Here is a 15,252-nt window from a genome sequence, read left to right as displayed (position 1 = left end):
GGGAGGATGGAGTTGCCATGAACGCACCGGCCGTTGAAGTGACCGAACACACCAATCGCCGCAGCGGCGGCCGCCTGGGGCGCAAGGCGCTGCGGGGCGCACCCATAGCGTCGTTTCCGACCCTGGTCCGCCAGATCCCCGTCTATCAGATGGTTCCGGACGAGGCGGTGGAGTTGATCCACCAGGAGTCGCTCGCCATCCTAGAAGAAGTGGGATGCGAGTTCCGCGACGACGAGGCCATCGCCATGTGGAAAGCAGCGGGAGCCGATGTCTCCGAGACACGCGTCCGGATAGACCGCGCCCTGCTGATGGAGCTTGTCTCGAAGGTCCCGTCGGAGTTCACTCTCAATGCGAGGAATCCGCAGCGTTCGGTGCGCGTCGGCGGCAACAACTCCATCTTCGTGCCGATGTATGGCGCGCCTTACGTGCGCGACCTCGACAACAACAGGCGCTACGGCACGCTCGCCGACCTCAACAATTTCCACAAGCTCGCCTACATGGCGCCGGCTCTGCACTCCTCGAGCTCGATCATCTGCGAGCCGATGGAGATTCCGGTGCCGAAGCGTCATCTCCACATCATCCATTCGGCGCTGAAGCATTCCGACAAGCCGTTCATGGGCATCGTGACGTCGAAGGATCGGGCCGAAGACACGATGGCGATGGCAGGCATCGTCTTCGGTGAGGACTATGTCCGGGACAATTCGGTCCTGGTGGCGATCACCAACTGCAATTCGCCACTGGTGTGGGATGCCACCATGCTGGATGCGATGAAGGTCTATGCGCGCCACAACCAGCCGCTGATACTGGCACCCTTCGCGCTGTGCGGCGCCTCGACCTCGGCCTCCGCCGTCGGCGCGGTCGCGCAGGTCAATGCGGAAGCGCTGGCAGGCGTCGCCTTCACGCAGCTGCTGCGTCCCGGGTCGCCGCAGATCTACGGCCAGTTCATGGTTACCGTGGACATGAAGACTGGCGCTCCGATGGGCGGCACGCCGGAGGCGGCCCAGATGATGTATCTGATGGGCGCGCTGGCCAGGAAATACCGGCTGCCATGGCGCACGTCGGGCTTCCATGTCGGCTCCAAGTTGAACGACGCCCAGGCCGGCTACGAGGCGAACATGCTGATGCATGCCGCCATCCTTGCCGGCGCCAACTACATCTGGCACTCCGCCGGCTGGCTCGAGGCCGGCCTCACCTGCGGCTATTCAAAGTTCGCGACCGACTGCGAGCAACTCGTTGGCTGGTACAAATACGCAGGCGGGCTGCCGTTCGACGATTTCAAGGAGGCGATGGCCGCGATCCGTGAGGTGGGGCCGCAGGGCCATTTCCTCGGCACCCAGCATACGCTCGACCATTTCGAGTCCGCCTTCTTCATACCAAGCATCATGGACTTCAATTCGTTCGAGCAGTGGAAGGCTGAGGGGGCGAAGGACCATGACACGCGCGGCCGCGAGAAAGCGCGCAACATGCTGGCCGATTATGAGGAGCCCAAGCTCGACGAGGGCATCGCCGAGGGTCTCAAGGATTTGATCGCGCGGCGTGAGGAAAAACTGCCGGACAGCGTTAGTTGATAAGACAGGCGAAGACCTGACGGAGCCGCAAGGGAGGAAAATATGGCACTCTTCAGAAGCAACGGCGACCGCGTTCCAAGTGCCATCGAGACAATGGCTAAAGAGACGCGTGCGGGACGGATGGACCGGCGCGAATTCCTGGCGCTGGCAAGCGCCTTCGGCGCCTCGACGGCCCTGGCCTACGGCATGATCGGCCTTGCCGCGCCCGGGCGGGCTTTGGCCGAGGAGCCGAAGAAGGGCGGGACGCTGCACATATCGATGTCGGTGAAGGCGCAGAAGGACCCGCGCACTTACGACTGGGTGGAGATGGCAAACATCACCCGCACTTGGCTCGAACCGCTTGTCCGATACACGCGCCAATTTACCTTCGAGCCGGTTCTGCTTGAAAGCTGGGATGTCAATGACGACGCCACCGAATACGTCTTGCATGTGCGCAAGGGCATCGCCTGGAACAATGGCGATACCTTCAACGCCGATGATGTGGTCTACAATCTGACGCGTTGGTGCGAGAAGGCTGCAGCCGGCAATTCCATGGCTGCACGCGTCGGTGCGCTGATCGACGCAAAATCCGGCAAGGCCAGGGACGGCGCGATCACCAAGGTCGACGACAACACGGTCAAGCTGAAGCTCAACGAACCCGACATCTCGCTGATCCCGAACTTCACCGACTATCCGGCGTTGGTCGTCCACCGCAATTTCGATGCCGACGGCGCGGATCCGATCAAAAAGCCGGTCGGCACCGGACCCTTCGAACTGGTCTCTTACGACGTCGGCCAGAAAGCGGTCGTCAAGCGTCGCGAGAACGGCAAATGGTGGGGCGGCGAAGCGCCGCTCGACAGCGTCGAATTCATCGACTACGGCACCGACTTCAACGCCACGGTGAATGCCTTCGATTCCGGCGAGATCGACCTCAATTTCGAGACTCCCGCCGACTTCATCGACATATTAGACAAGATGGAGCTGGAGAAATCGGAGGTGGCGACTGCAACCACGCTGGTTGCCCGCACCAACATCACGCACAAGCCTTATGATGACCAAAAGGTCCGCAACGCGTTGCAGATGGCGGTCGACAACAACGCTGTGCTCGAACTTGGCTATGCCGGGCGAGGCACCCCTGGTGAAAATCACCATGTCAGCCCTATCCATCCGGAATACTACGCGCTGCCCAAGAAGACACGCGACGCGGCGGGCGCCAAGAAGCTGATGGCCGAGGCCGGACAGGCCGACTTCGAGCATGAACTGATCACTGTCGAGGACGATTGGCAAAAGAACACCGGCGACGCCATTGCCGGCCAGTTGCGCGATGCCGGCATCAAGGTGAAGCGCACTGTGTTGCCGGGCTCGACCTTCTGGAACGACTGGACGAAATATCCCTATTCCATGACGATCTGGTACATGCGCCCGCTTGGCGTTCAGGTGCTGGCGCTCGGTTATCGCACGGGCGAAGCCTGGAATGAAACGGCGTATTCGAATCCCGATTTCGACGCCAAGCTCAAGCAGGCGCTCTCGCTGATCGACGTGGAGAAGCGGCGCGAGGTCATGAAGGACGTCGAACAGATCCTGCAGGATTCGGGCGTCATCATTCAGCCGTTCTGGCAGAAGCTGTTCAGCCACATGAACAAGAAGGTGAAAAACTACGCCGTCCACCAGACCTTCGAGATGGATCTCCAGAATGTCTGGCTGGACGCCTGAGTTAACGCCCGAGGGGATTTCATGGGCCGCAAAAAAGCCGGGATACAGGATTCGTGGTATGGAACGGTTTCCACCACGAAAGCCTGGAGATTGTCGCATGAGACTGACTGTGCTTGCCGCCGCCCTATCGATCGCAGCACCCGCGGCCGCCCTGGCAGGGCCGGCATCCAATGCGGTGAAGTTCTTCTACATGCCCGAGGTCAAATTCGAGGCCGACGCCAAATACCGCGACCGCTTCACCGAGCCGGTGACCAAGCTGTTCGACCTCAACGACCAGGCGCGGAAGAACAAGCCGGATGAGGTGCCTTGCATCGATTTCGCCCCCGGTCTCGATGCGCAGGACTATGACGAGAAGACCGTCGCCAAGACGCTCAAGCTGTCGGAAGCGGTGGATGGCGACAGCGCCAACGTGACGGTGACCTTCAACCTTTTCCCGGAAGGCGATGATTCCAAACGCGAAATGGTGTGGTCTCTGAAGAAGATTGATGGCAGATGGAAGGTCGCCGACATCGCCTCCAAATCCAGCGGTTGGACGCTCAGCGCGCTGGAATGCATGCCCGGTCCGACGGCGGAGTGATGCAGTGCTTCGTCGCCTTGTCCTGGCATTCTCGTTGGTCTCGATGCTGGCTGCCGGGCTGAGCGGCGGCGCCTTGGCGCAAGGTCTATTCGGCGCGCCGCCGCCGAAAGCGCCCTCCGGCGACGCCGGCAACCCGCCGGCCGACACATCGCCCGCGAGTCCACCAGCAACATCGGCGCCAGAACCCGAGCCTGCGGCGCCCGTTCTGCCGGGATCGCCGACGGCCGTGGTAAAACCGTTCTACGAGCATCTAGGGCTGGAACTCGACCCGGCCGAGCGCAAGAATTTCGTCGATCCGGCCAAGACCGTGCTCGACAAGAGCGATACGCTGCGAAAATCCGGGCAGGGCGAATGCCTCGATCCCAACATGGCGCTCGACAATGCCGACTACGACAAGGCCGAGATCGACAAGAGCCTGAAGACCATCGAAGCGGTCAATGGCAACGAGGCCAAGGTCGTCGTCGCCTTCGTCGTCGCCGGCAACCCGCACCGGTTGGAATGGAAACTCAGGAAAGTAGGCGGCGGCTGGAAGATAACGGACCTTCTGTCGGTGACCGGCGAATGGGCGCTCAGCCAATACCAGTGCGAATAGGGAAACGATGAAGATCACCAATATCCGCGTCACGCATGTCAATGTCCCGCTCGACGCGCCGTTCTGGTGGACGGCCGGTCTCTATGGCGGCGCCTCGAAGTCGATCATCGAGGTCGAGACCGACGAAGGCGTGGTCGGCTTGGGCGAAGCCCCGTGGTGGCATTTCGGCGAGGTGATCAAGGCCGAGATAGCGCCGGCGCTCATCGGCGCCGATCCGCTTGACATCGCAGATTGCGAGGCGCGCTGCGTGCCGCCCTGGCAGATCACCGCCAACACCGGCGAGAACGCCGCTTCCGTCGCCTTCGGCGCCGTCGAGCTGGCGCTGTGGGACATCAGAGGCAAGGTCTTCGGCATGCCGCTCTACAAGGTCCTTGGCGGCGCGGTGCGCAAGGACATTCCGTTTTCGGAATATTTCTCCTTTCGCGCCGCGCAGGGCGGGGCGGGTGGCGAGATGACCTCCGAAGCGATCGTCGACTACTGCCTGAAGATGCGCGAGGAGCATGGCTCGACGATCTTCGAGGGCAAACTGATCATGGGCGACCCTGAGCTCGAGATCAGGACCGTGCGCATGCTGCGCGAGGCTCTCGGCGAAAAGGCGCAGATCAAGCTCGATTCCAACATGCAGTGGTCGCTGACATCAGCGCGCTGGGTGCTGCGCGAGATCGAGCCGTTCAACATCCGCAACTACGAGGATCCGGTCGCCACCTTCGAGGAGATGGCCGCACTTCGCCAGCACTCGCGCATTCCGTTTTCAACCCATGTGCCCGATCTCAGGCGCGCGGTCGCGCTTGGCGCGCCGGACTATTTCGTCTGCAATTTCGCTGCCCTTGGCGGCCTGTCGAAAACCCTGAAGTTCATTGCCGCCTGCGAGGCGATGGGCAAGGGCTTCTGGTGCTACTCGAACGATCTCGGTGTCATGACGTCAGCCTACCTGCACGTCGTTGCGGCAACGCCGTGGATCACCGAGGCGTCGCAATCGCTGTTTGCCTGGCAGATCGGCGATGTCGTCAAGGACGGTCCGTTCCGGCAGAAAGACAACACGGTGCGCGTGCCGGAAGGCAATGGGCTCGGCGTCGAACTCGACCCGGCGGCGATGAAACGCTGGGCTGGGCATTTTTCCGAGCACGGGCCGATGCACCATTTCAGCGATCCGAACAATCCCGGCCGCTACCGGCGGCTGCCGCTGAACTGACGCCATGGGCTTGCGCGACGGATCCGGCTCAACCCCGGCCGCGATAGGGCGCCACGCCGGTGTCGGGCAGCCAGGCGTCTTCCGGCGGCGCTCCGGTTTGCCAGAACACGTCGATCGGGATGCCGCCGCGTGGATACCAGTATCCGGCAATGCGCAGCCACAACGGTTTCGTTGCCGTCACAATACGGCGGCCGATCATGACGGTGCAGTCTTCATGAAAGGCGCCATGGTTGCGGAACGAGGTCATGAACAGTTTCAGCGACTTCGATTCCACCAGCAGCGCGTCAGGTGCGTAGTCGATGACGATATGGGCGAAATCCGGCTGGCCGGTGACCGGACAGAGCGAGGTGAATTCCGGGCAGGTGAAGCGCACGATGGCCGGCGGGCCGTCGCCGCGCGTAAACGGCACGGTTTCCAGCACCGCTGCTTCCGGGCTCTGTGGCGTCTCGACGTGCGCGCCGAGCTGGGTGAGGGTTTTGGTGTCGATCATCGCGGTTTCCTTGGATTTGCCGCGCTCATTAACACAGTTGATACAGCAGGAAGACGATGACCAGCAACGATCCGCTTCTCCAGCCCTACCAGCTCAAGCACCTGACGCTGAAGAACCGCGTCATGTCGACCAGCCACGAGCCGGCCTATTCCGAAGACGGCATGCCAAAGGAACGCTACCGGCTCTACCATGCCGAGAAGGCCAAAGGTGGCATGGCGCTGACCATGACCGCAGGTTCGGCGATCGTCTCGCGCGATAGCCCGGCCGCCTTCGGCAATCTGCATGTCTATGATGACAGGATCGTGCCATGGCTTGGCGAGCTGGCTGACGCCTGCCACGAGCATGACTGCAAGGTCATGATCCAGATCACCCATCTTGGCCGCCGCACCGGCTGGAACAAGGCAGACTGGCTGCCGGTGCTGTCGGCCTCGCCGGTGCGCGAGCCGGCGCACCGCGCTTTTCCCAAGACGATCGAGGACTGGGACATCGAGCGCATCGTCGCCGACTATGCCGCTGCTGCCCAACGCTGCCAGGCCGCCGGACTCGACGGCATCGAGTTCGAGTCCTACGGCCATCTGATGGACGGTTTCTGGTCGCCGGCCACCAACCAGCGCGACGATCAGTTCGGCGGCTCGCTCGACAACCGCCTGCGTTTCACCAACATGGTGCTGGACGCCGTGCGCGCGGCGGTCGGCGAGAAGTTCGTCGTCGGCATCCGCATGGTCGCAGACGAGGATTTCGAAAAGGGCCTGTCGAAGGAGGAGGGCGTCGAGATCGCCAAGCGGCTCGCCGGCTCGGGCAAGGTCGATTTCCTCAACATCATCCGTGGCTCGATCGAGACCGATGCGGCGTTGACCAAGGTCATCCCGGTGACCGGCATGCGGTCTTCGCCGCACCTCGACTTTGCCGGCGAGGTGAGGGCGGCGACCAAGTTCCCGACCTTCCATGCGGCGCGGATTTCCGACGTCGCCACGGCACGCCACGCCATCGCCACCGGCAAGCTCGACATGGTCGGCATGACCCGCGCCCACATCGCCGACCCGCATATCGTGAGAAAAGTGATGGAGGGCCGCGAGCACGAGATCCGCCCTTGCGTCGGCGCCACCTATTGCCTCGACCGCATCTATGAGGGAGGCGAGGCGCTGTGCATCCACAATGCGGCGACCGGCCGCGAGGCCGAGATCCCGCACATCATCGTTAAAACCGCTGGCCCGAAGCGCAAGGTGGTGATCGTCGGCGCCGGCGCCGGTGGGCTGGAGGCAGCGCGCGTCGCGGCCGAGCGTGGGCACCAGGTGACGGTGCTGGAGGCGTCGAGCCAGGCCGGCGGCCAGGTGCGGCTGGCAACGCAGAATCCGCGCCGCAAGGAATTGATCGGCATCATCGACTGGCGGCTGGCCGAACTCGACCGGCTCGGTGTCGAGATCCGCTACGACACCTGGGCCGAGAAGGACGACGTGCTGGCCCTGTCGCCCGATGTGGTGGTCATCGCTACTGGCGGCCTGCCACAGAACCCGCCGCTGACGGCCGGCGACAATCTCGTCACTTCGAGCTGGGATATTATGGCGGGCAGCGTCAAGCCGGCCGAGAGCGTGCTGCTTTACGACGACAATGGCGGCCATCAGGGCATGGGCGCGGCCGAGATCATTGCCAACAGCGGCTCGAGGTTGGAGCTGATTTCACCCGAGCGCTTTTTTGCGCCTGAAATGGGCGGCATGAACCACGTCCCCTATATGCGCGCTTTCCAGGAAAAGGGCGTCACCATCACCATCAACACGCGGCTGCGTTCGGTGCGGCGCGAAGGCAACCAGCTGATCGCCGAACTGGCTTCCGACTTTGCCGATGGCTGGCGTGGCGAGCGGCGGGTCGATCAGGTGGTGGTCGAGCACGGCACCGCGCCGCTTGATGATCTGTACCTGGCGCTGAAGCCGCTGTCGAAGAATGGCGGCGCGGTCGATTATGAGCACCTGGTTAGCGGCGGCGACATCTTTCCGCAGCGTAATGCGCAAGGCGGCTTCATGCTGTTCCGCATCGGCGACGCGGTCGCCTCGCGCAACATCCACGCCGCCATCTATGACGGCATCAGGTTCGGCTTGCGGATCTGAATTGACCGACTGGTGGCGCGCAGCCGAACCTTCGCAGGGAGAGCCACCTTCCGCTTGGGTTCGGTGCGCGCCGCGCACGCCGCCGACCTGCGGCCGGACACCGTACGATCTCGTGAATTGCGGCGGCGCCGCTCAGAACATCCTGGCGGTGGCCATGCAGAGCACGGTAATGACCAGCAGCCCGCCGGCGATGCGTTCGCCCCTGGTCATCTTGGCGCGCAGCTGGGTTTGCGTCGTGGCGTCGGCGCCGGCCAATTGTCTGCTGGCGGAACCGACCAACGCTCCCTGGACACCGGCGGCAATCAGGGCCGTCACGATGCCCAGCGCCAGCACCTTCTCCATCGAGCCGAAAACGCCCTCATGGAAGAAATACCACAGCAGTATGCCGGTGAGGAAAACCAGGCCGGCCGCCCCCATTTGCGGCCGGAAGAACCGTTCCGCCCGTATCTCTGGGTCGCGGCCAACCGCCATGGTGGTGCCGGCCCAGAACACGCCCGCCATGACGTGAAGGCCGAGGACGACGATGTAGACATATTGCATGATCGCTTTCCCTCCTGTGCCCGCCGCCCATACAGTTAGATATCGAATGATTCGATGTCAATGTATTCAGTCAAGTTCCGCCAATCCGATTGTTGCTCTAGTGTCGAATCATGACACCCTTTGACCACCCGCCAGTCGGCATGAATCTCGCCCGCACCGCCAAGGTGATCGCGCAGGCCTTCGACGCTGCTTTGGTCGAGGCCGGCGGCACGCTCCCGGTCTGGCTTACCCTGCTGTCGATCAAGTCACGCGAACTTGCCAACCAGCGTGAACTTGCCGGCATGATCGGCATCCAGGGCGCGACGCTGACGCATCATCTCAACGCGATGGAGGCGCAAGGGTTGCTGACACGGCGCCGCGATCCGGACAACCGTCGGGTGCATCAGGTCGCGCTGACCGAAGCGGGAGAAGTGATGTTCCTCAAATTGCGCACCGCGGCCCTTGCCTTCGACAAACGGCTGCGGGCCGGGCTGTCGGACGAGCGGCTGGCCGACTTCGCGGAAGTGCTTGCGGCGCTGCGCGCCAATGTGGAAGTCTAGAAGAGATCAGGTTTCGTCAAAAGGCCGCGCCCGTGCAATCTCAACTCTCCCGCGTTGCCGATACGCGTTTGACATGTCCATGAACAATATCGACACCGACGCACTCGCCACATTGATAGCGATCATCGACGCCGGCGGCTTCGGCGCTGCCGCGCACAGGCTGGGTCGAACTCAGCCTGGCGTCAGCAACACCATCGCGCGGCTCGAGAACAAGCTCGGCAAGAAACTCATCAACCGGTCGCGACGTGGACCGCATCTCACCGACCATGGTGAGCTGCTGATCGGCTACGCGCGCCGGATCGTGGCCATCCAGGACGAAGCGCTGGCCGCGCTGCAGCCAGAGGCGCTGGCCGGGAGGGTTCTCGTCGGGATGCCCGACGATTATCTCGGCGTGTTTGGCACGCCGCTGATCGAGCGCTTCGCCGCTCAGAACCCGCGCATCCAGGTCGAAATCCAGTGCAATTTTTCCAGTGAATTGGAAGGCTCGGTGGACCGCGGCGACATCGATATCGCGATCATCACCCGTGACGTGAACAGCCTTGCCGGAGAATTCTTGCGCCATGAACCGCTGGTCTGGTGCGCCTCGCCGGACGAGACGCCGGAACTGCTGGATCCATTGCCCCTGGCGCTTTTCCCCGAAAAGTTCTGCCGTGCCCGCCCGCACATCGTTGACGCGCTTGACCGGGCAGGGCGTTCGTGGCGCGTCGCCTGGACCTCGTCTCATCTTCCGTCCATCCAGACGGCGATCAGCCTGGGCAAGGCGGTGACGGCGCTGCCCGCATCGGTGATTTCGCCAATGCACAGGCGGCTCGGGCCAGAAGACGGCTTGCCGGAGCTGAAGCCGGTGGAACTGGCGCTGCTCTTGCCGAATGGCGCCCGCGCCGCGGTGCGGCGCATGGCAACCTTCATCCGAACGGAGTTTCGGGCGCCCTGACGCGCCAACACATCTTAAAGCGATGCGGCGGCCACGCGGAACATGCCGATCATCTCCTCGATGGTTTCCTTGTCATGCGCCGTCGAGAGATACATCCGCCCGAAGGGTGACGGCATGGCGAGCAATCCTGCACGGCGCAGCGCCGCATGCAGATCGAAGGAGCGCCGTTCGTCGGCTTTCGCCGCGGCGTCCCGGTAGTTTTTCGGTGCCGCGTCGCTGAACCACACGGTGAAGACGCTGCCATATCCGCTGGTGGTGACCGCCGTTCCGGCGTCAGTGAAGGCCTGCTCGATACCAAGCCGAAGACTGTCGCCTCGCGCGACGAAGGCGGGATAGTCCTGCTTGGCAAGCAGGCCAAGCGTTGCAGTCACGGCCGTGGTTGCGACCGGATTTCCACTGTAGGTACCGGCGCGTGCAACTTGTCCGCTCTCGCTGAGCGCCATGATTTCAGGCGTTCCGACCACTGCGGCCACCGCAATGCCGCTGCCGATCGCCTTGCCGACCGTAGCGAGGTCGGCTTCGATCGCCATGGCCTGTCCGGCAAGCCCGAAACGGGTCCGAAAACCCATCAGCACCTCGTCGAGGATGACCATTGCGCCATTACGGTGGGCGACTGTTTCGACATGCCTAAGATATCCCGGCTCCGGCAGGATGCAGCCGGCATTGGCGAGCATCGGTTCCATCAGGATGGCGGCGATATCGCCGGACTCCGCGAACAGGCTTTCGACATCGTCGAAATCGTTGAAGCGCAGCAGCGTGGTGTCCCGTTGCCAGGGGCGTTCGTTCGCGCGCATGTCGGCCTCCGGCGAACCGGCATTGCCGAAGGCGACATCGTCGTACCAGCCGTCGAACCCGGCTGCCATCTTGGCGATCCGGCCGCGTCCTGTCGCTGCCCGTGCAAGCCGGCAGGCAAGATGGACCGCCTCGCTACCGGTGTTGGTGAAGATCGCCCGCGAGAGCGAACCGGTGGCGGCCGTCAGCGTCGCCGCTGCCTCTTCCTCGCCGGCATGGGCGAATGCCGGCATCGGACCGTCCAGAAGCGCCCTGGTGACGGCATTGACGACGACCGGATGGGCGTGGCCGAGGACGGTCGCGCCAAAGCCGAGAGCCGTATCGATATAACGGCGTCCTGTCTGGTCCCAGACGTAAGGACCGCGGGAGCGCGAAGCGAGAAGACTTGTCCCGTCGACGACGGGCAAGGCGCGACCGGCACTGGATATGCCCCCAACGAGATGGTTCATGTCAGTACTCGCTTCGATAGGTCAGAAACCCAGGAGTCGCGGCAGCCATTCCGTGGTTCCCGGAACGAATGCGATGAGCAGCAGGCAGATGTTGCTGGTGATGAAGAATGGGATCAGGCGCCAGGTGACCGCGTTGACGCCGACCTTGGCGATGTTGCAGACCACGAAGATGTTCGTTCCCACCGGTGGCGTGAATAGACCGATCCCCAGGGCGACGGTGAAGATCAAGCCAAGCTGGTAGGGAGCAAGACCCGCGGCAATGCCGATTGGATGCACGATCGGCGCAAGGATGATCAGCGACGGGCCAAGGTCGGCCCAGGTCCCGACGAAGGTCAGCAGCAGCAGGATCAGCAGGATCGTCACCGTCGGGCCGGCGCCCGACGCCGAGAGCAGGTCCGCGCTCCATTGCGGGATCTGCTCGACCGTCAGGATCCATGAGAACGGCGTCGACACCGCCATGATGATCATGATTGCGCCGGTCATGCGCACGGCTTCGATGCCGACTTTCCAGGCGGCGGCCCAGGTGAGTTCGCGGTAGAGAAGCCCGCCGACCAGCAATGCCCAGACGACGGCGACGAACGCCGCCTCCGTCGTCGTTGCATAGCCCGTCAGCATCGAGCCGAGCACGACGATCGGCATCAGCAGCGCCGGCAGTGCCCGCAGCAGGTGCTTCGAAAAGCTCCTTATGGTCGGCCGCGTGTCCGACTTGGGAAATCCCTCCCGGACGCCCACCCACCATGCGGTCAGCATGAAGGTGATTGCCAGCATCAGCCCGGGAATGATGCCGGCGGCAAACAGGCCGCCGATCGAGGTGTTGGTCAGAACGCCATACATGATCATGACGACGCTTGGCGGAATGATGATCCCAAGCGTGCCGGCCGCGGCTGTCACCGCCGCGGCGAATGCCGGCGGGTAGCCGCGCTCCACCATGGCCGGAATCATGATCGAGCCCACGGCGCCGGTATCGGCGGTGGCCGATCCGGTGATGCCGCCATAGACCATGCATGTGGCGACATTGACGACACCAAGCCCGCCGCGGACCCAGCCAAGCAGGTCGTCCGCGAGGTCGATGATGCGTCGCGTCAAGCCGCCCTCATTCATGATGCCGCCGGCGACCAGGAACAGCGGGATGGCGGCCAGCGAGATCGAGTCGGCCCCTCCATAGACCTGTTGCGCGAACCAGGATGGCGGCAGCGGCACCAGGCCGAAGAAGATCACGGCAAGCGTCGAGATCGCGATGGCCCAGGCCACCGGAACGCCGGTGTAGAGCGTCACCGCGAAGATGCCGAAAAGGACAAGCAAGGTCATGCGCGGATTACCGGAATATGCGCACGATGCGGGCAACCGCGATGACGCCGAGGCTGAGCCCCATGAACGCTATGATCGAATGAACTGTCCAGGATGGTGCACGCATCACCGGTGTCGGCACGAAACCGGTGCGCCCGAGCATGGCAAGGCCGCTCCAGACCATGGCGGCCGCCACGGCCAGCAGGATGAGATTGTGGTAGACGCGAAAGACCGCGCCCCGGCTGCTGGTGACGCTGTTGCCGTCGATCGAGACGTTCTCGCCGGCTATCTCGGCCAGCACCGCGCCGATCGCAGTCGTCCACAGGAACAGCATGCCGACGAGTTCGAACGACCAGGTAATCCCGTTGATATGCAAATAGCGGCCGATCGCCCCAAGCCCGGTTGCGGCGATCAGCAAGGCGATCACGCCTACGCCGACCACCGACAGGGCCAGCGTCAGAAAACGCCCGGTGCGTTCCATCATGTTCGTCCTGCACGCATGGTTGTCTCGCCGTCCGGAAATCCGGATTGCATCGAGCGGGTTCTCCTATTGCCCGGCAGCCGCCTTGCGGACATTGGCGACGAAATCCGCGCCCCACTCAGCGCCGAACTGCTGGTAGACCGGATCGACCAGCGCCCTGAACGGCGCGCCGTCCACTTCATTGATCTCGACACCGGCCTTCGTCAGCTTGGCGCGCACGTCGGCATAGACCTCGTCGAGCTTGCCGCGGTACCAGACCGTGGTGTCGGCCACCGCGGTATCGACGACCGTACGTTCGGCGTCGGTCAGCCCGTCATAGCGGTCCTTGTTCATGTACCAGTAGTTAGGTGTCCAAATGTAGTTCGAAACGGAGAGATATTTCGCGCTTTCGTACCATTTCTGGTCAAAGAAATCGCGAATCTCCGGCTCGACGCCGTCGACGACCTTGGCCTGGAGCGAGGTGTAGACCTCGCCGAACGGGATCGACTGAGGCAGTGCGCCAAGCTGTTTTATCGTTGCCAGGATCACCGGGTTTGGCGGCGTGCGCAGCTTCAGCCCGGAAATGTCTTCGGGAGCCTTGATCGGATGCGCGCTGTTGGCGAACTGGCGAAAGCCCGAATCCAGTGCGCCAAGCATCCGATAGCCGCGATCGCCGCCCGTGTCGAACACCGACTTACCGACGGGACCATCCAGGAATGCATGCGCTGCCTTCGCGTCGGCAAACAGGAAAGGCAGCGTGACGACGTTGAGTTTGGGGTCGATCTGGTCGACGACGCCACCCAGCCCGATATCGATCGAGCCGGCGCCGACACCATCAGCGATCGGGCCCTCGTCACCCAATTGCCCGTCCGGGAAAATCTGTACGGTCAGCTCGCCCTTGGATTTCTCTTTCACCTCGTCGGCGAATTTTGTCACCGCCTCGTTGATGAGACTGCTGGAGCTGGAGGCATGCGCCAGTCGCAGGACGGTTTCGGCTTGAGCGGCCTGAAAAGGTGCCACCACCAGACAGAGCAACGACACGGAGATGATGCGACATTTGTTGGCGATGAAAACGGACATTGGACCCCACCACGTTGATTAGCCGCCGTAGTTAGCGCGCCCTCAACTCTGGGAGTCAATCAATGCAGCGGCCACCGGTATTCGAAGAAACTATATAAGCATCACAGATTGTGATGTTCCGAAAATCCCGTCCATTCCAGCCCTGTCCTGACAGAAGCTCAGCCGTCATAGCCGGTGATCGCGCCGAAAGTGTAGCCGCGCAGCTTCAGGGCGGTGATCAGGGCCGTCAAATTCGCCTTGCCGTTGAAGACGTCCTGGAACATCTCGTCATGCATCAGCAGGATCAGCTTGCCGGGCTTGACGAAATGGCCGTAGCCGAACAGGTGATCGATCTCGCTGACCAGGTGGTCGACACTCTGCACCGGCTTGCCGCTGTTCTCGTGAACCCATTCATGATCCCAGCCGTAGAGATAGAAGCCGGACGCGGCGACGAACTCGTAATCGGGATCCTCGCGGCCTTCCTCGGCTAGTCCGAGCGAGTTGTCGTCCTTCGACATCGAGGGCAGTCGGAACACGTCGCGCCCCGGCAGCCGCGCATGCACTGCCGGCTTCAGCCCCAGCACCGCGTTGGCCCGCAGCATGTCGGCGACGACGCCTTCGGTGTCCGAATAGAAATGCTGGTAGTGGTTGTAGGCGTGGCTATAGCTGTGGTTGCCGATCGTCACCAGCGGCATGGTTCTGGCGCGCTGCACCAGCGCCTTGTTGGCCGCGCTCGCCTGCGCATGCATGCCGACCATGAACATGGTCGCCGGCACCTGCTCGGCCTCGAGCACGTCGAGGATGTTGCTGGTGCCGGTCAGCGGGCCGTCGTCGAAGGTTAGATAGATCATGCGATCCGCGGCAATTGCGGGAAAAGCAAGAAACAACACGATCGGCACGGCAAGGCGAAGCGGCGTCAGCATCCGGAACTCCATGTCCGATCGCGACAGGCCGCCATTTCCAAGGAGGATTGTCAAGG

15 protein-coding genes are annotated in these 15,252 nt (G+C 62.9%); 8 read left to right on the top strand and 7 right to left on the bottom strand.

Annotated features, from left to right (window positions below; genetic code table 11):
• The first annotated feature begins 17 nt into the window (after positions 1–17).
• The 5 genes from OHD62_RS19945 (at position 18) to OHD62_RS19925 (ending at position 5,621) form a co-directional block, all read left to right on the top strand.
• Entirely contained in the window at positions 18–1,568 is a 1,551-nt protein-coding gene (locus tag OHD62_RS19945) for a trimethylamine methyltransferase family protein (RefSeq protein ID WP_263785191.1), read from the top strand.
• A 42-nt stretch (positions 1,569–1,610) separates the two neighbouring features.
• On the top strand, positions 1,611–3,260 hold the full coding sequence (locus tag OHD62_RS19940; RefSeq protein ID WP_263785188.1) for an ABC transporter substrate-binding protein: 1,650 nt from the start codon (positions 1,611–1,613) through the stop codon (positions 3,258–3,260).
• A gap of 97 nt (positions 3,261–3,357) precedes the next feature.
• Positions 3,358–3,837: a YbjP/YqhG family protein gene (locus OHD62_RS19935; RefSeq protein ID WP_263785185.1), complete on the top strand. Its 480-nt coding sequence runs from the start codon at positions 3,358–3,360 to the stop codon at positions 3,835–3,837.
• 4 nt (positions 3,838–3,841) lie between these two features.
• Positions 3,842–4,429, top strand: a complete 588-nt coding sequence (locus tag OHD62_RS19930; RefSeq protein WP_263785183.1) for a hypothetical protein — start codon at positions 3,842–3,844, stop codon at positions 4,427–4,429.
• Between the two features lie 7 nt (positions 4,430–4,436).
• A complete protein-coding gene (locus OHD62_RS19925; RefSeq protein WP_263785181.1) occupies positions 4,437–5,621 on the top strand; it encodes a mandelate racemase/muconate lactonizing enzyme family protein in 1,185 nt (394 codons plus the stop codon).
• Positions 5,622–5,649: 28 nt separating this feature from the next.
• Here OHD62_RS19925 and queF read toward each other — a convergent pair whose 3' ends face one another.
• Positions 5,650–6,111, bottom strand: a complete 462-nt coding sequence (gene queF / locus OHD62_RS19920; RefSeq protein ID WP_263785178.1) for a preQ(1) synthase — start codon at positions 6,109–6,111, stop codon at positions 5,650–5,652.
• A gap of 56 nt (positions 6,112–6,167) precedes the next feature.
• On the opposite strand from queF, the gene OHD62_RS19915 reads away from it, so the two are divergent.
• Complete coding sequence (locus tag OHD62_RS19915) at positions 6,168–8,213, top strand: NADH:flavin oxidoreductase (protein WP_263785176.1); 2,046 nt, start codon at positions 6,168–6,170, stop codon at positions 8,211–8,213.
• 132 nt (positions 8,214–8,345) lie between these two features.
• On the opposite strand, the gene OHD62_RS19910 is transcribed toward OHD62_RS19915, so the two are convergent.
• A complete protein-coding gene (locus OHD62_RS19910; RefSeq protein ID WP_263785172.1) occupies positions 8,346–8,753 on the bottom strand; it encodes a hypothetical protein in 408 nt (135 codons plus the stop codon).
• Between the two features lie 110 nt (positions 8,754–8,863).
• On the opposite strand from OHD62_RS19910, the gene OHD62_RS19905 reads away from it, so the two are divergent.
• Together OHD62_RS19905 and OHD62_RS19900 are read left to right on the top strand one after the other, a co-directional pair.
• Positions 8,864–9,292: a MarR family winged helix-turn-helix transcriptional regulator gene (locus OHD62_RS19905; RefSeq protein ID WP_263785170.1), complete on the top strand. Its 429-nt coding sequence runs from the start codon at positions 8,864–8,866 to the stop codon at positions 9,290–9,292.
• Between the two features lie 79 nt (positions 9,293–9,371).
• Entirely contained in the window at positions 9,372–10,226 is an 855-nt protein-coding gene (locus tag OHD62_RS19900; protein WP_263785167.1) for a LysR substrate-binding domain-containing protein, read from the top strand.
• Positions 10,227–10,240: 14 nt separating this feature from the next.
• Here OHD62_RS19900 and OHD62_RS19895 read toward each other — a convergent pair whose 3' ends face one another.
• From OHD62_RS19895 to OHD62_RS19875, 5 genes are all read right to left on the bottom strand, one after another.
• A complete protein-coding gene (locus tag OHD62_RS19895) occupies positions 10,241–11,467 on the bottom strand; it encodes an aspartate aminotransferase family protein (protein ID WP_263785165.1) in 1,227 nt (408 codons plus the stop codon).
• A gap of 21 nt (positions 11,468–11,488) precedes the next feature.
• The gene (locus OHD62_RS19890; protein WP_263785162.1) at positions 11,489–12,775 is read right to left on the bottom strand and encodes a TRAP transporter large permease; all 1,287 of its coding nucleotides are present in this window, start codon (positions 12,773–12,775) and stop codon (positions 11,489–11,491) included.
• Positions 12,776–12,782: 7 nt separating this feature from the next.
• Positions 12,783–13,238 carry a TRAP transporter small permease gene (locus OHD62_RS19885; protein ID WP_263785160.1) on the bottom strand — a complete coding sequence of 152 codons (456 nt, stop codon included), beginning with the start codon at positions 13,236–13,238 and terminating at the stop codon, positions 12,783–12,785.
• Positions 13,239–13,301: 63 nt separating this feature from the next.
• Positions 13,302–14,294: a TRAP transporter substrate-binding protein gene (locus OHD62_RS19880; protein ID WP_263785158.1), complete on the bottom strand. Its 993-nt coding sequence runs from the start codon at positions 14,292–14,294 to the stop codon at positions 13,302–13,304.
• A 158-nt stretch (positions 14,295–14,452) separates the two neighbouring features.
• Positions 14,453–15,250 (bottom strand): polysaccharide deacetylase family protein, encoded by a 798-nt coding sequence (locus OHD62_RS19875; RefSeq protein ID WP_263785154.1) that lies wholly within the window; start codon positions 15,248–15,250, stop codon positions 14,453–14,455.
• Positions 15,251–15,252: the final 2 nt, after the last annotated feature.

Source organism: Mesorhizobium sp. YC-39, assembly GCF_025753795.1.
GTDB lineage: Bacteria > Pseudomonadota > Alphaproteobacteria > Rhizobiales > Rhizobiaceae > Mesorhizobium.
This window is presented reverse-complemented; position numbering and strand designations above follow the sequence as displayed.